This window comes from Okeania sp. SIO2C9 (genome assembly GCF_010672455.1).
In the GTDB taxonomy this organism is placed as follows: domain Bacteria; phylum Cyanobacteriota; class Cyanobacteriia; order Cyanobacteriales; family Microcoleaceae; genus Okeania.
Map to the genome: position 1 here is coordinate 317,491 of NZ_JAAHGO010000003.1, position 20,004 is coordinate 337,494.

The window sequence follows — 20,004 nt, forward strand, 5'->3', positions numbered from 1 at the left end:
TGAGAATCCAGCCAAAAATCATTTTACGCCCTGATTTTTTCTGGAGCTTCACAGAATGCACAAGTTAGTTATTTTCCACGCTAGGAGGTTTATAGATTGAATGTTTAGATGATAGGAAGAACCAACGGATGTTCTATCATCTCTGAGCAAGGAATTTTAGTTGAATAAAAAGTCATGCGTAGGGGCGAGCAACCCCTTATAGTCTTTATGATATCACAAAAATTGTGAGAATGCAGCCAAAAATCATTTGACACCCTGATTTTTTTTGGAGCTTCACAGAATGAAAAAGTTGGTGATTTTCCACGCTAGGAGGTTTATAGATGGAAAGATTAGATGATAGGAAAAACCAACGGATGTTCTATTGTCTCTGAGCAAGGAATTTTAGTTGAATAAAAAGTCATGTGTAGGGGCGAACGACACCTTATAGTCTTTATGATATCACAAAAATTGCGAGAATGCAGCCAAAAATCATTTGACGCGCTGATTTTTCTGAAGCTTCACAGAATGAAAAATTTAGTGTTTTTTCACGCTAGGAGGTTTATAGATGGAAAGATTAGATGATAGGAAAAACCAGCATTTATTTAGGATTTGCTGAAAAAGTCTTTTTTAAGGAGTAGGGGAGTAGGGGAGATTTTTTTTAACCAACTATGTGCCCAAAATACCAACTTTTTGAGCATGAAGAGCTGAAAGCCAGGTATTTTTTAAAGACCAAAAATTGCTTAAACCTTTATATGTAAATACTTTGAGATTTAATCAGCAAACCCTATTTAAAGCTTCACAGAATGCAAAAGTTAGTGCTAGCTGACATAGCAGTCTAAGGGAATAAATTTTCTGATTCTAGTCTTAAAAAGAGGGCAGTATTTTTCAATCTTTTTCCTGTATTGCCCCTATTCCAGATTACTCAACTGACATTTTAAGGTATTATTTCTCAAGCCTAAAAAACTTAATACCAAGTAAATTCTATAATTAATTATTGCTCTGCTGATTAAATCTAAAAGCATTGACATCTAAATACTTTAGCCTTTTTATGGTCTTTAAAAAGCGCACCTGTTTCAGTCTAAAGCACTCAAAAAGTTAGTATTTTAGGCTCATAGTTAGGCTAAAAAATCAAGGTACAATTCTTACTTCTACCTTCTCTAAATTCCCATTTCTCTTGTCTCCAGTATAGCTGTCGCCTACCCCTACTAAAAGACTTTTCAGCAAACCCTAATTAACCATAAGCACCATGAGGTAAAAATCCCAAAATTCTCTTCAATCTTTCATCTGCTTCTTCATAACAATGACTAGGCATCTGATAATTCATAAATGGTGCATATTTATGTCCAACTAATCTTTTCCCATAAGTAATTTGTGTAATGTAGCGGGTGACAGAAGATGAATTTCTAGAACCTCTATGCCAAACTTGATTGTTAAAACAAACTGCAGTACCCATTCCTCCCAGACAACTATGAATTTTATCTTCATATCCTAAAATATTGGCATCACAAAACTTACCAAACAGATGTGAACCTGGAATAACTTGGGTTGGTCCGTTGTCTGGAGAAAATACATCAGTTAAGTAATAATTAACGGAAAATGCTAGAACATTCAAGCGAATATTGTTTAGGGGTTTACCATCAAGAGAAAGAACGTGTGGTGTATCATCTTGATGCCAGGCATTTTTTGCTAATCCATCAGTTTGAGGAGGAACTTTAAAAGAATTATTGTGGATAACATGAACAACATTAGCATTAGGAATTCTATCATTTCTTGAGTAACCTGTTCCATTTGCTCCACCGATTAAATGTTCTGCAAATGTAACAATTGGTTCCATGGCAAACAAGTCTAGATTATCTCGGGAATGCTCAAACATTCGCTCCATTATTTTAATTGATGTGTAAGCTTTTGCTACTGGATTAGACCTATCAAATTTTTCTTCTTCAGTTTTCTTTAAAATTTTATCTAAGTCATTTCTAAGAAGTTCACATTTTTCAGGTGTTAATACATTAGGAATGACTAGAAAACCATTAGTATGAAAATCTTCAATCCATATATTTAATTGTTCTGTTGATGGAGTTTTATCAGCTAAATATTCAGGCATTTTTTCTCATTATTTTTTATAAGTGTTAATGGCTTTGTTGCACGAAAGTATATAGCTGCCGCACTTGCTCCGCATATGTACTTCATCACGCGCGCAAACTGCTGTAACTATTGGACAATAGATGAATAGAACACTAATGTTTGACAGAAAAAAGCTGAAACTTTTACCTGTAAAAGCTTTGAGGTTTAATCAGCAGAGCAATAACTATTGGACAATAGATGAATAGAACATTAATAATCGCGAAAGATAGCGATATAGCTGCGGAATGGATGATAAGAACGCTACTTTCATGGAACAAAGCCAGTGTTAATTATTAATTACTTTAGGATAAAAAATAAGGAAAAAGTAGGGAGTAAGCCGGGTTCTGTTCCCTTAACTGAAACCAGCTAAGAGGGCAGTTATCTATCTGGGATGCCTGTTACCAGACACCTCTAGCGGTACACTTAACAACGGAGCTGGAAAAAGACCAACCATTGCTCCTCCGACCTTGCTCCCCGCCGGGGTTTACCGAGCCAGTACCTCACGATACTGCTGGTGCGCTCTTACCACACCTTTGCACCCTTACCTCAGAGACTTGAATAATATCTCATCTCCAGGGCGGTATTTTTCTGTGGCACTATCCTCACGATCGCTCGCACTGGGCGTTATCCAGCAAGCTTGGTCTTTTGGGAGCCCGGACTTTCCTCAGACCCAAGATATTGAGTCCGCAACTGCCTCGCCTACTTTATTCCTATATTTACAATATATTATCAAATAGTACCAATTTTATCTGAGGCTACATAGAAGTGTTAGGTGGTAGGTGGTAGGTGTTAGGTTTTAGGTTTTAGGTCTTAGGTCTTAGGTGTCATACCAATTTTATCTAAGGTGGCACAGAATTATGAAATTTACAGGACTTACGCAGAGACTCTACATATAGCGATAAAGAATACTATTTACCCCTACAGATGGTGCTTTAAAAGTCAATTTGCGTAAGTCCTGATTTATGAACTTGTCTATCTCAAGCTACAATCAACTCTGATTAAGACCGGGGCTTACGCAAAGGCACTATATATAGTAGATAAAAACTATAGCACTATGGTATATATGGTGTTTTTGTCGGAAAAATGCGTAAGTCCTGAATATATTATTCCATACAACTTAGAAATGAATTTTGTATAAATCACCTATTATTAATTTTTTACCCAGAATAATTTTGATGATGAATATAGAAACAATTAATAGGGAGTAGTGAGTAGGGAGTAGGGGGAAATTATTGATGAATAAGAGTGCAATAATTGATTGAATTTTTTATTATTGCAGATGTCTATTAGGCATATATCTTAAAATTCCAAATCATCTACTATTAATGTAGTAATGTACTTTCTTATTTTCTAATTTTTCTAATTCCTACTATCTTGTGGCTACATTTCAACTTTAAAGCTCACAAACAGTCTATAGCAATTCTATTTCAGTTGCTGGTCATTGCAGTTATCAGTTATCAGTACCTCTGTAATAAGGAGGCTTTAAATCTTGAATCTTCTCTTTTTTTATCCCCTTAAAAGGTAAGGCGCATACCCAGAATTTTTCGGTAAAAATATCTGGGAATTTAGGGAACATAAAATAGAGACTAGGGAATAGATAATATGGGTAAAAACTTCAGAGTTTTTATATATCCCACTCTTTTTTACAAATCATTTGGCATTGGTATATTCTCAAAAATTCATTGCTCAAACAATATGAATAAATTATTGGCTATGAATGTATTCTCATCTTCTGCTTCAATAGTAGTTGAAAGATTTTCAAACTATGTCTAATTCCTACTATCTTGTGGCTATATTTCAATTTTCAACCTAACAAACAGTCTATAGTAATCCGATTTCTGTTGCGGGTCATTTCAGTTATCAGTGATCAGTACCTCTGTACTAAGGAGGTTTTAAACCTGGAATCTTCTGTTTTTTTATCCCCTTAATCGGTAAAAATATCTGAGAATTTAGGGAACAGGGAATAGATAATAGGGAAAAAAGCTTCAGAGTTTTTATCAAAATAACATGGGTTTAAAACCCCGAATTTTAAGGCGCAATATTTTTGGAGAGTTGCTCAAAATCCCCGTTACAAAAATAACTTCTGACTTCTAACTTCTGACTTTGTTAAATATCCCGCTCTTTTTTGCAAATCATTTGGGATTGGTATATTCTCAAAAATTAATTGCTCAAACAATATGAATAAATTATTGGCTATGAATGTATCCTCATCTTCTACTTCGATAGTAGTTGAAAGATTTTTGAACTATTAACTACTATCTATCTTGTAGCTAGATTTCAACTTTAAAGCTCACAAAAAGTCTATAGCAACCCTATTTCAGTTGCGGGTCATTTCAATTATCAGTTATCAGTTAGCTTCCTATGGTCAGAGCTACGCTAACAGTTATCAGTACCTCTGTAATAAGGAGGCTTTAAATCTGGAATCTTCTTTTTTTTATCCCCTTAAAAGCTGAGGCACATACCCAGAATTTTTAGGTAAAAATATCTTTGAATTTAGGGAACATAAAATAGAGACTAGGGAATAGAGAAGAGGGGTAAAAGCTTCAGGGTTTTTATATATCCCGATCTTTTTTACAAATCATTTGAGATGGTTATATTATCAAAAATTAATTGCCCAAACAATATGAATAAATTATTGGCTGTGAATATCTCCTAATCTTCTGCTTCAATAGTAGTTGAAAGATTTTCAAACCATCCTCTTCGCCAAAAAAAGTAAATCAAACTAATAGCAGTAGAAAACATTATGACTAAGCAAAGAGGATAACCATAATACCAATCTAATTCTGGCATATTCCAAGGAGAATCTGCTGGGTCAAAATTCATCCCATAAATTCCGGCGATAAAAGTTAAAGGAATAAAAATTGATGAGATAACAGTTAATAGCTTCATTACTTCATTCATTTTATTATTGACAGATGACAAATAAATATCCATTAAATCAGAAGCTAAATCTCTGTAAGTTTCTACTATATCTCTGAGTTGAATTGTATGTTCATAACAATCTCTAAAATAAACCAATACATCAGGATTGATTAAATTACTACCATCTCGAATCAGAATATTAATTGCTTCTCTTGATGACCAAATAGCTCGACGTAGTGTTAATAATTCTCGCCTCAGTTTATAGATTTTTTGCATGGTATGACGGTCTGGTTTAAATACTACTTCATCTTCTAATATCTCTATCCGTTCTCCATACTCTTCTAATACAGGAAAAAATCCATCAATAATTGTATCTACTAGAGAATAAGCTAAATAATCTACTTTTTGTTTCCGAATAATTCCTCGATTATTTTTGATTCTTTCTCGTACAGGTTTCAGACAATCATATTCAGGATTTTCTTGGACTGTGATTAAATGTTTTTCTCCTAAAATAATACTTACTTGCTCTTTGTCAAATGGTTCTGAATCTGATTTTATTCTGACCATCCAGGTAATAATTATGAGTTGATTTTTGTCATGTATAACTTTAGGTCTTTGTGGCACATTAACAATATCTCCAACACTCAGAGGATGTATTTGAAATACTTTTGCCATCTGTTGCCAAGATGTTTTATTGCCCAAACCAAGTACATTAATCCAAGAAACTGATTCTGATTTTAGGTAGGGAATACAAACTTCTGGGTTTACTATTTTTATTCTGGTAGCTATATTTTCTGTATAATCTATCAGAGCCATCTCTGGTGGTGGAGCATCAGGTTCTAAATTGAGAGTTCCAGGTAAATCTTCTGGATCGTCATAATAATAGTCAACATAAGATTCTTCTTCCTCTGAAGGTAATTCATTAGGATTAGGTTGTATATTGATTGAATGTGCCATAATTTGAAAATTTGAAAATTATAAGTACTACTTCTAACAATTTTAAGTTTGATAAATAAAGTGATATAAGGTGATTTTCTTTGAACTTTACTTTTTTGATATAAAGAGATTGAAATATATTTTTAAATTGACGTTATCTCTGTACTTGTTTGTGCAGCATAACAAATGGAAACTCAGAAATAGGAAGTCACAATTCAAAAGTTTTTTCCTACCGCGATAATTTTAGGTTAGTACTCTCTATTTCCAGATTGAGAAATAGGTTCAACAATTAATAATTAATAATTACCTCTTCTTTTCAAGGAGAGGATTGACGCTTAAGGAATTTTTTTTCTTTTGTCTTGGTCGATTGGATATGGCGAGGAGATATTGCCATCCATCGAGGGTTTTTCTCCTTTATAAGGAGAGGCTTTAAACCTTAATTATTCGGTAATGCGACCCCCCTATAAATCTCATTTTAGCGGTTGAAAATTAGTGGTGAGTAATAACCTCCCAATAATTTTAACTTCTGACTTTCGGTCCGAATGCTGCACAAAAACACTTGTGATTTCTGACTTCTTGAATCCTTCTTATGTTTAATTTTGACAATGGGAAAACTTAAAAAACTTATATAGCGTTTCTCAAATTAGTGAGATACAGTTATCTTTTTGTCTTTTTATTTCCTGTTCCCTATTCCCTGTTCCCTGTTCCTTGTTCCCTATTCCCTCAAACCTAAAATTTTATACCTCACGCTTTTTGGGAATTGCTATATTTGTATCAAAAATAATTATGAAAACAAAAAATATTCTATTTTTAAGTAATGGTCATGGAGAAGATACACATAATTGTCAAATTATTAAAGCTTTTACAAACATTTGCTCAGATACAACTATATCAGCTATGCCTATTGTTGGTGCTGGTAATAACTATAAAAATTTAGGAATACCAATTATTGGCCCCACATCAAATATGCCATCAGGGGGTTTTTTTTATTTGAACCCTTTATTATTATTTAAAGACTTGGGACAGGGATTAATTAGTTTAACTTGGCGACAGTTACAAATAGTTCGGCAATTTGCGAAAAACTGCGATTTAGTTATGGCTACTGGAGATATTGTCGTCGCAGCGATCGCTTATTGGACAAAGTTGCCTTATGTGGTGTTTCTTTCGGCGGATTCTAGTTATTATGAAGGTCGAATTAATTTGGGTTTAATATTGCCAAAGTTACTGAATAATTCTAGATGTTTAAAAGTTTTTGTTAGAGATGCTTTGACTGCAAAAGATTTAAACCGACAAGGAATTAAAAAGGCAGAATTTGTCGGTACGCCTGTGATGGATAATTTAATTTCTACAGGAAAAGATTTACAGCTTAAACCAGGATTATTTACTATTGGTATTTTACCTGGTTCTCGTTTACCGGAGGCTGGCATAAATTTATCTTTACTACTTAAATTGGTCAGAGAAATTGTCAAAGTTATGGGAGAAAATGTTTGTCAGTTTCGAGTAGCTGCTGTTCCTATTTTAATGTCTGAATTAGAAGCCTTTGCACAGCATTCCGCAGGAATCACTAATTTTGAAAATTGGCAATATAAAGCAGGCAAATTTACATTTTTAACTGAGGAATGTGGGATAGAAGTAATTTGTTATGAGGATGCTTTTGCCGATATTTTACAACAATCAAATTTGGTAATTGGGATGGCGGGAACTGCAATTGAACAAGCAGTAGGATTAGGAAAACCTGTGATTACTATTCCCGGTCAAGGTCCTTCATTTACTTATCGATTTGCGGAAGCTCAAACCAGACTTTTAGGTTGTTCAGTACAGGTTATTGGTAAACAGCCAGCTAATAGTTTTACTCTGCAAGAAGCAGCTCAAAAAGTCAAAGAAACTTTGGCAGATAAGGAGTATTTAGAAGCTTGTATTCGTAATGGTATTCAAAGGATGGGCAGACCTGGTGGTAGTGAAAAAATAGCTGATTATTTGATGCAATATTTAACTAGGGAATAGGAAGCAAAAAATCCCCTTGAAGAAGGAAGAAGGAAGAAGAAAAAAGGAAGAAGGAAGAAGAAAAAAAGGAAAAAATGGATGGGGACTCAAACCCTAAGCAATTGTAAACACTGTGTAGACAGCGAGGTATTATACCAATTTGAAAAAAGAATATTACGAATAATAAGTGCGATAGAACTCTCTTCCGCTGACGCGACCGAAAGATTTTGCAAGAAATGTCCCTTTGACAAAAAAGAGAATTTATGACCTAAAAAATCGTATTGAAGCCATTCATTCTGACTCGCTGACTCCCGACTCCTAAGAAATACCCTAACTATTTGTAGCAAACATTTATCACGCTTGGTATTAAACCCAAAATAAAAAGATAATTAAAATTAGGATATTTCGGGAAAATTTTATAGTAAAATAGAATTATTTTATTTTACTCTGAATTACTTTGACTGAATTTTTACCGGAAAATTGGGTTGAAAGCCTCCCCCTTCCAGGGGGACTTTGTGTTATAGTGGAAACAGCGCAAAGGTATTCAACCGCTCTAAAAACCTATAGCTACTTAACTGTAGCGTTTGCACCTTGAAAAGTAGAGTTATGGAGTTTTGTACAGTAATGCTTGTACATAGAAAAACTCTAAGCAACAAGTATCAGAGAACCAAAGTTTTTTTTAAGGTTTGAACTGTACCGTAGGGCATACGGGAACGGGCTCTTGAAATAGAGCAAACGCTTGGGGAGAGAACCATCTCTGGACTAGATGCCGCAAGGTGTTTAGTTTAAGTGGACTCATTGAACCAAGAATCCTGGTTTCAGGAGAATCTCCGCGCCTTTAGGCCGGAGAGTATGTCAATAAGTAGGTAGACGCAAATAAATGTCACTATGTAACAAAATGTTTATGCCGTCGAAACCCTTGAGATTGCTTCCTTCCACTCCGTTCCAGTCGCAATGACATAGTTGTAAATTTCCTCACCTACCTACTTACTTAGGGTTTCCGTATGGAAAGTCTTTTTGTTGGGGTAGGAGACAGGAGAGAGGAGTTAGAGGAATGAAGGAGGAGGTAGGAGTAAGAATTGTCTCTCAATTTTTCTGCCATAATCATCCCAAAATACTAGCATGCATGAGCTTTTTCCACCCAAAAGCTGGTACTTTTTTCAACTCTAAAAAGCTAAAACCAATATCAGTCAATACTTTTAGAATTAATCAGCAAGCCCTACTTAGTAAAAAGGATACAAATAGTCACACAATAGACATCTCTAATAATAAAATATCAAATCAATTATTGCACAGAAATTATCAATCCTTTCCTCCTACTCCTTACTCCCTACTCCCTCTTTTCTGGAGATGTCTAATAATAACAGATTAAAGTTGAATTTCCATTTCAATTGAGACTACCGACTATTTTGTTCGAGCAGGCAATTTTTCAATTCAGTTAATCCTCTAATTCATCATCGTCATCTATGAATTTTATACCATCATTTCTCTTCATATAGATTGGTTATATAACTTCCATTCATAGAAAAACTGAATCGTCAAACGTATAATTTTTTCTAGCTTTGTACCCTGAGCAGGTATAATATCATCTAAAAGACCATGACCCTCATCACTATCGAAAATTGTAGGAATTAAAATTTCCTGAGATTCACACATATTTATGTGTTGTTTTGAAATTGCTTCTATTGTTGTTTCGCAATCACCACTATTAATAATATTGGCAACAATCTCTTCTGTATTACGCTCCCAAACAACTCCCCAAAAACCATCATTACAATCAGCATCACCTTCATTAAAAACTATTCTTAGAGGCAACAATAATCCATCCATTCCTACAATATCAAAATCAAACCAGAAGTATCTTCCTGTATCATAGTCTGGATTGTCTTCTTCTGTTTCGGCATCAGAAAAATGGTGTTCGGGGATATTAGGACAGTCAAAGTACATCGCTGTACTGCAACAACCTAAAATATTAACTATACGAATAGGCATAAACATTTCGTCTTCATTAAATATCCCTTTTTTGTTGAAAGCAACCTTCAACAACTTTGGCATTTCTTCGCTAAAATTGCCCTTGATAGGAGATAGCTTGTTTATACATTTAGGCCACATAATTATTCTTGATATTTAAGAGTAATCTTTACCTAATTATATATCTTATTTGAAATTTTAGTCAACTTAAAAAATCAAGTTAGGTTTATACTTTAAATTGGTAGTTAAAAGGCAAACTATACTCTATTTTTAATACAAGCGATCGCTCCAAAATCAGCTAATAATTTTACTCTGCAAGGAGCAGCTCAAAAAGTCAAAGAAACTTTGGCAGATAAAAAGTATTTAGAAGCTTGTATTCACAATGGTATTCAAAGGATGGGTAGACCGGGTGGTAGTGAGAAAATAGCTGATTATTTAATTCAAGATTTGAGCAGGGGGTAGCAGGACTACCCATATACAGGACTACCCTTTTTGATTTTAACCTGTGGAATATAGCTTACAGCGGTTTTCATTTGGGTAGACCACAGTAGGGGCGAATGGCCATTCGCCCCTACAGGGTTTTGGTTGTGGCGATGTGGTTTATCAATCTGAAAAGCGCTGTAAAATAGCCTGTGATTTATTTTTCAGACGTAAAAGGTATCTTGATGCAGAACCAATCTCCAGAAAACTCCCTATTCCCTTCCCCTCTCTCGCGGGGACAGCAAGCCTTATGGTTCATTTACCAGAAGGATCTAGAAAGCGTAGCTTACAACATATTTATAACCACTCGTCTGGCTGGAGAGTTAAACCTAGAGACTTGGCGAAAGGCTTGGCAGAAGCTGGTCGGACGACATTCGATCCTGCGAACTACCTATAGGACTCAGGATGGCAAACCCATTGCAGTAGTTAGTCAAGACTGCAGTGTCAAAATTGACGTAACAGACGCTTCTAGGTGGGAGTCCGACGAATTAAGAGCCAAAATTATGGCAGCAGTAGAGCGTCCCTTCAATTTAGAAACGGGTCCGATAATGCGCTTGGAGCTGTTTGCCCGATCGCCCCAGGAGTTTGTCCAATTGATAACCATGCACCACATTGCCGGGGATGGATGGTCATTTGACTTGCTGCTCAAAGAACTCCGGGTATTATACGCAGCTTCCGTCGAGAACCTCCCAGAAGCAAAAATAGCTAACTTGCTAGCAGATTCTCCCTGGCAATACGCGGACTATGTGTCCTGGCAGTCCGAGATGCTCTTGTCTGCACGAGGAGAACAACTCTTTCGCTACTGGCAGAAAAAACTAGCCGACTGCTTGCCGATTTTGAATCTGCCAACAGACAAAGCGCGACCAAGGGATTTGAGCAGTCGGAATGAATTCCATATTGTCGAGATCGACCAACGACTCCGAGAGAAACTGCTACAACTAGCTGCCGATCTCGGAGTCAGTCTTTACCGGACTATGCTGGCTGCCTTCTTTGTCCTGCTACATCGCTTGTCGGGTCAAGAAGACATCCTGCTAGGAAGCGCAATGGCTGCAAGGTGGAGCGTTGAGGAGCTTAAAAGCATTGTCGGTTACTTGAACAACGAGGTAGTGTTGCGGGCAACTCTTGGGGATAACCCCACCTTCGTAGAATTTCTCGCCCGCATCCATCACACGGTAACGGAGGCACAAACTCATCAAGATTATCCCTTCGACTTATTAGTAAAACGACTCAACCCTCGTCGAGATGCTAACCGACACCCTCTAATTCAAGTCGATTTCACTTGGCGCAAGCATCGCTGGTACAAACCTGAGAGACCCGAACTCACAGCAGGTGAGAAAGCACTGTCTATCGAGCCATACTTAGCCGTACACCAACAGGGTTCGGTATTTGATGTAAGTTTGGCAATTGAGGAACTTGACAAATCTCTCCATTTCATCTGGGAATATAGTGCCGACCTGTTTGATGCCAACACTATTCGCCGCTGGGCGAGACATTTAGAATGCTTGCTAGAGTCGATTGTCGCCAATCCAGAACAGAGGGTTGCGTTTTTACCCATGCTGACGGCAGAGGAACAACATCAAATGTTGGTGTCCTGGAACAATACTCAGATAGATTATCCCCAAGATAAGTGCATTCATCAGTTGTTTGCAGAGCAGGTAGAACAGACGTCAGACAATATCGCGATAGTTTTTGGGAACGAACAAATTACCTATCGGGAACTGAACGCTAAAGCAAATCAATTGGCCTATTATTTGCAATCTCTAGGAGTAAGTCCAGATGTAATAGTGGGGATTTGCATAGAACGCTCCCTCGAAATGCTGGTGGGATTGTTGGGCATTCTCAAGGCAGGCGGCGCGTATTTACCCTTAGACCCGAGTTATCCGCGCGATCGCCTGGCTTATTTGCTAGAAGATTCGAGAGTAAGTTTGCTGTTGGCTTCCGAAAAGTCAATGGCTCGACTCCCAGAAAACAAGGGACAGGTTGTTTTCTTGGATAAAGATTGGCCGGTCATTTCTCAGAATAGCGCGGAAAATCTTGCCCTTCGTACCAAACCAGATTCTTTGGCTTACGTCATCTACACTTCAGGTTCTACCGGAAAGCCAAAAGGGGTGGAAATCGAGCATAAAAGTTTGGTAAATGCCTATCGTTCCTGGGAGCAAGCTTACCAGCTACGTCCCCAGAGCAGCCATCTGCAAATGGCGAGTTTCTCCTTTGATGTCTTTACGGGAGATTGGGTTCGCGCCCTTTGCTCGGGAGGCAAATTAGTTCTATGTCCGAGGGACTTTTTGTTAGAGCCAGAAAAGCTGTATCAATTGATGCTCCAAGAGCAAGTCAATTACGCAGAATTTGTGCCAGCGGTAATGAGAAACTTAATCGAGTATTTGGAGAACACCGAGCAAAACCTAGATTTCATGAAGGTATTGGCGATCGGTTCCGATAGCTGGTCCGTGCAAGAATACCAAAGATTTCGCCAATTCTGCGGTTCGGGAACTCGGTTAGTGAATTCTTATGGAGTCAGCGAAGCAACCATTGACAGTTGCTATTTTGAAAATGCTAATATCCAGCGACCTCTTGAATCTCTAGTTCCTATCGGTAAACCCTTCGCCAACGCTCTTCTCTATATTCTCGACGATCGTCTCCAACCAGTTCCCATTGGCGTACCAGGGGAACTGCATATCGGTGGCATCGGTTTAGCCAGAGGCTATCTCAACCGTCCGGACTTAACTGCAAAAAAGTTTATTGCTAATCCTTTTAGCCAAGAAGAGGGAGCGCGTCTGTACAAAACTGGAGATAAGGCACGCTATCTCCCGGACGGCAACATCGAACTTCTCAGTCGCATCGACAACCAGGTAAAAATTCGTGGCTTCCGAATCGAACTAGGAGAAATTGAGGCGCTGCTGGCGAAGTGCCAGGAGGTTCGGCAAACTACGGTCATAGTTCGTGAAGACCAACCGAGCAACAAGCGCTTGGTGGCTTATGTAGTTCCCAATCAATCTTTTTCTCCATCTTCCCAGAAAAATTGTAGCGACTTTGTGAATAACCCCTTGTATGGGAAGCACATGCAGAAACTAACACCAAAACTGCGTGCTTTTCTCAAGAAAAAACTGCCGGACTATATGATGCCTTCGGCTTTTGTGATGCTAGACTCCCTACCCCTAACTCCCAACGGCAAAATTGACCTGCGGGCGCTCCCCGCACCGAAGGGGACTAGCAGCGGTAGCGATGCCAATTTTATTGCACCCCGGGATACTCTAGAATTGCAACTGACACAAATCTGGTCTGATGTTTTGGAAGTTTCTCCCGTAGGAATCCGAGATAATTTCTTTGACATCGGCGGTCATTCTTTGTTAGCGATTGCCTTAATTGCTCGGGTGCAACAACAGTTAGGCAAAAATCTCTCTTTGGCAGCACTTTTGCAAAATCCGACTATTGAGCAGCTCGCTATTTCTCTGCGTTCGGGTAAAGATTATGAGTCAACTTCGCCTCTAGTTAAGATGCAGTCCGATGGAGATTTACCGCCTCTATTCTTAATCCCTCCCAGCAGCGGCACTGTCTTATTTTATCTAGATTTAGCCCGCAATTTGGGGAGCGAACAACCGATTTATGGTTTGCAAGCGCCTGGTCTCAATGGAGAGCGATCGCCTTTTACTACTCTTAAAGAACTCGCCACTCACCACCTAAAAGCAATTAAAACCATTCAACCGAGCGGTCCTTACTATTTAGTTGGTTTTTGCGTGGGCGGTCACTTAGCCTTAGAAATAGCGCAACAGTTACACCAACAAGGGGATACCCTGGCATTGCTAGCACTAATAGAATCTTCTGCTCCAGAACACCACAGACTTTTGATTGATAGCACGCCAGGAAGGATGCTAGGTCCTGATATTTTTTATTCCAGATTATTTGCTGAAGAAATGAGCGCTCCTCGCGGGAAAGAAGTCCCCGTATCCTGCGAGCAACTACAACAACTGATGCCAGAGGAGCGATTGGGGTATGTCCTCGAACAAGCTAAGATATTCGATCTCTTGCCGGAGGAAGTGAGAGTCGAGGATTTGGAAAATTTGTTTGAAGTTTTTCAAGCCACGGCTATTGCGTCTTATAACTATGAAGCGCGACCTTATCCAGGTAATATTGTACTGTTTAATGCTAGCCAGCAGCTAATAGATGTAGGGGGCGATCCCACTTTAGGTTGGCGGGATTTTGTTGCGGGAGAAATTGAAATCCACGAGATTCCCGGAGAACATTTCTCAATTATCCGGGAACCTCAAGTGCGGGTTTTAGCAGAAAGGTTGATGCTTTGTCGCGATCGCGCTCTGGCGAATTAATATTGGACCGATGGGCGACAGTCGAGTTGCGTTGTAATAATAAACGCTTTTATTATTGAGGTCATAAGTTGTTTTTAATTGTGATAAAAGCAAAAATATTGCAAGTCAAGGATTTTAGCGATACCTTTAAAAGGAGATAGCTTATTTATACAGGTTGGCCACATAATTAGGGTTTGCGCTCAAAAGTCTTTTAGTAGGGGTAGGAGACAGGAGACAGGAGACAGGAGACAGGAGACAGGAGAAATAGGAATTATAGAGGAGGGAGGAGGTAGGAGGAAGAATAATCCCTTGATTATTCTGCGCAACTTTTACCTAAAATGCGCTCTTTTTTGAACCATTACGACCATTAAGCTTGGACTTTTTTTAACTAAAAAATGCGCTCAACCTTTATATGTCAATGCTTTTAGATTTAATCAGCAAGCCCTAATTATTCCTCATATCTAAGGGTAATCTTTACCAATTATATATCTTGATTTTTTAGTCAATTCAGTAAGATTAAGTTAGGTTTATACTTGAAATTGGCAGTTAAAAGCCAAACTATACTCTATTTTTAAGCTCTTAAATACAGGCGTTATATCGAGAATCAGCTAATAATTTTACTCTGCAAGGAGCAGCTCAAAAAAAACTTCAAATGTAAGATTTTTTCCTCTTCCTTCTTCCCTCTTCCTTCTTCCCTCTTCCTTCTTCCCTCTTCCTTCTTCCTTCTTCCTTCTATTAGAAGCGACAAATTGATTCTGGTTGGAGGGGGCAAATTCTGGCAACTGGGTTATTTCGCAAATTCAGTACATCTAATTTAATTAAAGTAGAGAGAGAATTAATATCTGTTATTTTGTTGCGACTTAAATCTAGTAAATTAAGGTTAGTCAAAGTTGATAAAGAATCAATTTTTGTAATTTGATTGAAAACCAGGATCAGAATTTTCAGATTCCTTAAACTAGAAAGATTGGAAACTTCAGTAATATAATTATCGCTAAGATTCAGATAAGTTAGATTAGTGAGATTAGACAGAGAAGAAATGTCACTAATTTGATTGCGATATAAATACAAATTAGTGAGGTTAGTTAAGTTAGATAAAGGCGCAATTTTTCTGAGCTGATTATCATTAAGATATAGATGAGTTAAATTGGTTAAATTTGCTAGAGGTTTGAGATTTATAACGCGATTAACTCCGAGATTTAGTTCAGTTAATGTTGTTAAATTGGACAGAGAAGATACATTTTCAATTTGATTAAAAATTAGACTTAGATGAGTTAATTTAGTTAAATTAGATAGAGGAGATATATTTTTTATTCTATTATCGTTGAGTTCTAGTTTGGTTAAAGTAGTTAATTTAGACAAGTCAGAAATATCTTCAATTTTATTACTATCGAGAAATAAATGAGTTAGTTTAGGAAGATTAGATAGAGGGGATAATTCTTGAATTTGATTAGCATTTAGGGATAGTTTGGTGAGATTTTTGAGGCTGGATACAGGAGCAAGATTTACAATATAATTATTATTGAGGGAGAGAGCAGAAAGACTAGAAAGTTTTTTGTCTGCTTCAATACAGCCATTCGTTCTGGCTTTTTGCAAGAGAATTTTAACTGTATATTGAGAAGTGGGAGAAATATTTGTTTGATTTAAACACCATTCTGTAAAGGTCGAAAAATTTTCTGGCGAGGTAGAGTTAGCATTTAGGTAAGGTTGTATCAGCAGTACCCCTACCCAAATAGAAATTCCCAAAAAGATTACTTTGAGTTTTTTCATTGCACCTTCTACTCCAAAATTTTATTGATATTAAAGTAATTATAATCAATGCTATGTTTCAAGAATGCGCGAATGCGCGAATGCGCGAATTACCTCTCCTTGAAAAGAAGAGGATTGGGTTAAAAGGAATTTTTTTCTTCTCTTGGTCGATGGTCGGACAGCACAGGTTTCGGAGCCATCCCATCCTACGGAATGCTTTCCTTACGGAATGCTATCGCAAACGCAAACGACCGCTTTTTTCTCCATGAATGGAGAGGCTTTATACCTTAATTTTTCGGTAAAAAAAAAGCTAATAGCTGAGTTTTATATACAGCAAATTTTAGGAAACGTGAGGTACAGTTTAAGACTAATCTATAATTTTTATTCATTTCTTGTTCCCTGTTCTCTGTTCTCTGTTCTCTGTTCTCTGTTCCCTGTGTTCCCTGTTCCCTAAAAACATAAAACTTTGTATCTTATAAACTCAAAAACTGCTGTATTAATTCATATATGAATAAGTTTTACCGTCTTATTTTTCATTAGTAAAATATTTGACTTCGTATTTTTGGAGTCAGTAATTAAAGGATTTTGATGTTGATTTGTCTCTGAGTTGAGTTGAGATACAATAGTTTTTAAGTCTTTTGTTTGGGCAAATTCTGGTTCGAGATTTATCGACTTTTCTAAAATTTTTAATTGATTTCTAATATTGAGGTAGAAAATTTTACAAATTCTTTGTAGCCAAAATACATCAAAGCTCATAACTAATGTCACTAAAATAAAAAATATACTTTATAAAGTCTAGGGTTTTTTTCCCTTATTCCTTCACTCATCTTTGAACTAATTTAGTTTTGTTGTGATGTAAAAATCAGCTTGTGTAACAGTTATAATTATTTTTTGTGCCGCTCCAAACTGCTCTGGAAAAACTATGACAGTTTCACCATTAAAAATTTATACTTGGAATTTTGAAGTAGTCATAGGAGTATCTATATTATTCTCCTTTATAGCATCACTCTCTAAAACCTTTTAATTAGAGCAGGCTAAGGATACGAAAAATTCACCCTAAAAAATCCTTTTTCGTGCCTTCGCGCGTAAAAATATCTTACCTGTTGCCTGTTGCCTGTTGCCTGTTGCCTGTTGCCTACTCCTGCAAAAAATCTATATCTTTTTCACCAGATGTCTATTAGATTAATTATTTAGGTTTAATTTAGGGACTCAAAATTCCTTAGATTTGTCTAATCAGAAAATTGTACTAGACTGCTTAACAAAATTTCACTAAAATGTAAACATTGTTACAGAATTAAACATAGTTATATTGAGATGATAAAATTGTAATTGTGTAAGTAATCATCAATGAACAACTTTGCTTCTTTAGTATTGCCAGCCATCTTAGGAATAATAACTGGAGTTGGTCACGGAATTATTTCCCATAAAGCAGACCTTCCAGTATCTTTAACAGAGCAAGTTGCATTGCCCCTACAAATTGGTCAGTTCCCAGAACCTTAAAGATAAATTTTTATTAAAAGTATCTGTTAATACAAAAATATCTGAGATAATGAAAAAGTAAGGAATTGAGGAGACTTAAGTTCTATGAACTCTCAAAACTCTCAGCACTTAGATAATATATCTACTTTAGATCGAGTTGTTGTGACACTCTTGGTAGCATTTTCTATGTTCATTGTTAGTTATAGTGCAACCCGTGTTTATCTAACTCAATCATCTGAACAAAACCCTCAAGTTGAATCTAATGTTATTCCTCATCCAGCTTCTTTATGGAGTGAACTGGGTCGATAATTTATTCTATCAAAGCGGAGATAATCTTTGATTTTCAACACCCATAAACAAGTTATTTTTCTGAATATACTTTTATATAAGCTGTAACTTTTCAATATCAAAATGTTACAGCTTATATTAATTTTAGATTTGATTTAACTGAAAACTCACTCATACCATTTCTGAATAGTAATGCTATATTTGCTTGCCTATCTTCCCATTTCCCCATCACCAAAATATATAGCAAACTTTGTGAGATTTGGTATCAGAGATGATTTTTAACTTTTAACTTGCGAGTAGCGCTTGATTTTAATGACATCCGAAATTCATCAGGATTCTGGCCAACAAGGCGTCTGAAGAACTTAATAAAATTAGTCGTCTCTTCAAATCCTAAAGAATATCCCACCTCTTTCACGGTTGCTTCGCTAAAAAGCAATCTGCGTTGTGCTTCAACTGCAACCCGCTCATTCGTAATTGTCTTCGGAGATTTTCCAACGGTTGCCATACAGATGCGATAAAGTGTTCTCTCCGTACAATTTATCTGAGCAGCATACCATTTCACATTTCGACAGAACTCAAACGATCGCTCCAACAAGTCAACAAATTCTAGAAACCTCGGATCTATAAGCTTACCCTGGTGATGTTTTCCAGATTCCACAGCAGCCTGAAATGCGAAAGCTATCACAGACCACAGTAGATATTGAGCAGCGGGTTGCGAAGGCTGAATAGATTTCATTGTTTGATGAATTTCCAATAGTTCGATGTGTTGTTTAAGAATTTGGGCTTTGCACAGCTCAATAGATGTGACTGATGGCCAAATGTATTGCATGGTAGACCAGGATAAGAAACTCGAAATACTGGTTGGCATTCCTAATAAATTGCTAGGCAAGGCAGCAGGCAAAAACACTACCATTAAACCATTTAATCCCTCAGAATGGCCAAAATGGTGTATCTGATTGGCACAAACGTGAATTAATGTCCCGGTCTTGACAGGGTAATCAATAAAATCAACACCATGAATTCCCTGCCCTTGTGTAAACAAAATCAAAGCATGAAAGTTGATGCGGTGAGCTTGCCTAGGATCGTGGTCAGCAGGAATCTCTCGTCGATTAAAATCCGCCAATCTTAGAACTTCAAATCGACTGTTAATTGTAGGTGACCATTCGACGTTTGGAAGAGACCATGGCTGGGTGTCCATTTTTAACCCTAAATATTACTGATATTGACCATTTTTTATATCGGCTGACCAGTATATAGTATTCAGTGCATACTAATTTAACAGTTGTTGTCTAATGATATGTCCGATCGCATAGAGATCGGCAGTCTTACAAAGGTCATTAACAAAGTCATAACTTAGGCAATACAAGGTCAGGACTTACGCAAAGGCACTATTTATAGAGTTGATTAACTATTGGACAATAGTATTGAGCGCTATATATAGCGTATCTGCGTAAGTCCTAAAGGTATTTCTATTATTGCGACCGATAGAGAAGCAATCTCAAACCTAGATTTTGCTCCTCTAATACCAAGCGTGAAAAAAGAATGTTACAAATAGTTCCAAACTTTAGTTGTTGTCTAATGATATGTCCGATCGCATAGAGATCGGCAGTCTTACAAAGGTCATTAACAAAGTCATAACTTAGGCAATACAAGGTCAGGACTTACGCAAAGGCACTATTTATAGAGTTGATTAACTATTGGACAATAGTATTGAGCGCTATATATAGCGTATCTGCGTAAGTCCTAAAGGTATTTCTATTATTGCGACCGATAGAGAAGCAATCTCAAACCTAGATTTTGCTCCTCTAATACCAAGCGTGAAAAAAGAATGTTACAAATAGTTCCAAACTTTAGTTGT

Annotated in this window: 10 protein-coding genes and 1 other RNA gene; 4 read left to right on the top strand and 7 right to left on the bottom strand. The window is 37.0% G+C overall.

Annotated features, from left to right (window positions below; translation table 11 throughout):
- Nucleotides 1–1,210: 1,210 nt before the first annotated feature.
- The 3 genes from F6K23_RS03640 to corA all read right to left on the bottom strand — a co-directional run bounded on the left by F6K23_RS03640 (nucleotide 1,211) and on the right by corA (nucleotide 5,919).
- Entirely contained in the window at nucleotides 1,211–2,080 is an 870-nt protein-coding gene (locus tag F6K23_RS03640; RefSeq protein WP_293150676.1) for a phytanoyl-CoA dioxygenase family protein, read from the bottom strand.
- A gap of 337 nt (nucleotides 2,081–2,417) precedes the next feature.
- Nucleotides 2,418–2,807: RNase P RNA component class A (gene rnpB / locus F6K23_RS03645), an RNA gene on the bottom strand.
- Nucleotides 2,808–4,752: 1,945 nt separating this feature from the next.
- A complete protein-coding gene (corA, locus tag F6K23_RS03650) occupies nucleotides 4,753–5,919 on the bottom strand; it encodes a magnesium/cobalt transporter CorA (protein ID WP_293150679.1) in 1,167 nt (388 codons plus the stop codon).
- Between the two features lie 765 nt (nucleotides 5,920–6,684).
- Between corA and F6K23_RS03655 the strand changes: the two genes are divergently transcribed.
- Nucleotides 6,685–7,902 carry a lipid-A-disaccharide synthase-related protein gene (locus tag F6K23_RS03655; protein WP_293150682.1) on the top strand — a complete coding sequence of 406 codons (1,218 nt, stop codon included), beginning with the start codon at nucleotides 6,685–6,687 and terminating at the stop codon, nucleotides 7,900–7,902.
- A 1,470-nt stretch (nucleotides 7,903–9,372) separates the two neighbouring features.
- Here the strand turns inward: F6K23_RS03655 and F6K23_RS03660 are convergent.
- Nucleotides 9,373–9,936 (bottom strand): hypothetical protein, encoded by a 564-nt coding sequence (locus F6K23_RS03660; RefSeq protein ID WP_293150685.1) that lies wholly within the window; start codon nucleotides 9,934–9,936, stop codon nucleotides 9,373–9,375.
- A gap of 581 nt (nucleotides 9,937–10,517) precedes the next feature.
- Between F6K23_RS03660 and F6K23_RS03665 the strand changes: the two genes are divergently transcribed.
- Nucleotides 10,518–14,654, top strand: a complete 4,137-nt coding sequence (locus F6K23_RS03665; RefSeq protein ID WP_293150688.1) for an amino acid adenylation domain-containing protein — start codon at nucleotides 10,518–10,520, stop codon at nucleotides 14,652–14,654.
- A gap of 714 nt (nucleotides 14,655–15,368) precedes the next feature.
- Here the strand turns inward: F6K23_RS03665 and F6K23_RS03670 are convergent.
- A complete protein-coding gene (locus tag F6K23_RS03670) occupies nucleotides 15,369–16,400 on the bottom strand; it encodes a leucine-rich repeat domain-containing protein (protein ID WP_293150691.1) in 1,032 nt (343 codons plus the stop codon).
- Between the two features lie 480 nt (nucleotides 16,401–16,880).
- Complete coding sequence (locus tag F6K23_RS03675) at nucleotides 16,881–17,135, bottom strand: hypothetical protein (protein ID WP_293150694.1); 255 nt, start codon at nucleotides 17,133–17,135, stop codon at nucleotides 16,881–16,883.
- Between the two features lie 591 nt (nucleotides 17,136–17,726).
- Between F6K23_RS03675 and F6K23_RS03680 the strand changes: the two genes are divergently transcribed.
- Entirely contained in the window at nucleotides 17,727–17,879 is a 153-nt protein-coding gene (locus F6K23_RS03680; RefSeq protein ID WP_293057479.1) for a hypothetical protein, read from the top strand.
- Between the two features lie 84 nt (nucleotides 17,880–17,963).
- The gene (locus F6K23_RS03685; protein ID WP_293150697.1) at nucleotides 17,964–18,167 is read left to right on the top strand and encodes a hypothetical protein; all 204 of its coding nucleotides are present in this window, start codon (nucleotides 17,964–17,966) and stop codon (nucleotides 18,165–18,167) included.
- Between the two features lie 244 nt (nucleotides 18,168–18,411).
- Here F6K23_RS03685 and F6K23_RS03690 read toward each other — a convergent pair whose 3' ends face one another.
- The gene (locus tag F6K23_RS03690; protein ID WP_293150700.1) at nucleotides 18,412–19,269 is read right to left on the bottom strand and encodes an AraC family transcriptional regulator; all 858 of its coding nucleotides are present in this window, start codon (nucleotides 19,267–19,269) and stop codon (nucleotides 18,412–18,414) included.
- Between the last annotated feature and the right edge of the window lie 735 nt (nucleotides 19,270–20,004).

Bases quoted from the DNA above. Each gene is read 5' to 3' on its own strand.
- F6K23_RS03640 (WP_293150676.1), bottom strand. From the start codon at position 2,080: ATGCCTGAATATTTAGCTGATAAAACTCCATCAACAGAACAATTAAAT.
- corA (WP_293150679.1), bottom strand. From the start codon at position 5,919: ATGGCACATTCAATCAATATACAACCTAATCCTAATGAATTACCTTCA.
- F6K23_RS03655 (WP_293150682.1), top strand. From the start codon at position 6,685: ATGAAAACAAAAAATATTCTATTTTTAAGTAATGGTCATGGAGAAGAT.
- F6K23_RS03660 (WP_293150685.1), bottom strand. From the start codon at position 9,936: ATGCCAAAGTTGTTGAAGGTTGCTTTCAACAAAAAAGGGATATTTAAT.
- F6K23_RS03665 (WP_293150688.1), top strand. From the start codon at position 10,518: ATGCAGAACCAATCTCCAGAAAACTCCCTATTCCCTTCCCCTCTCTCG.
- F6K23_RS03670 (WP_293150691.1), bottom strand. From the start codon at position 16,400: ATGAAAAAACTCAAAGTAATCTTTTTGGGAATTTCTATTTGGGTAGGG.
- F6K23_RS03675 (WP_293150694.1), bottom strand. From the start codon at position 17,135: ATGAGCTTTGATGTATTTTGGCTACAAAGAATTTGTAAAATTTTCTAC.
- F6K23_RS03680 (WP_293057479.1), top strand. From the start codon at position 17,727: ATGAACAACTTTGCTTCTTTAGTATTGCCAGCCATCTTAGGAATAATA.
- F6K23_RS03685 (WP_293150697.1), top strand. From the start codon at position 17,964: ATGAACTCTCAAAACTCTCAGCACTTAGATAATATATCTACTTTAGAT.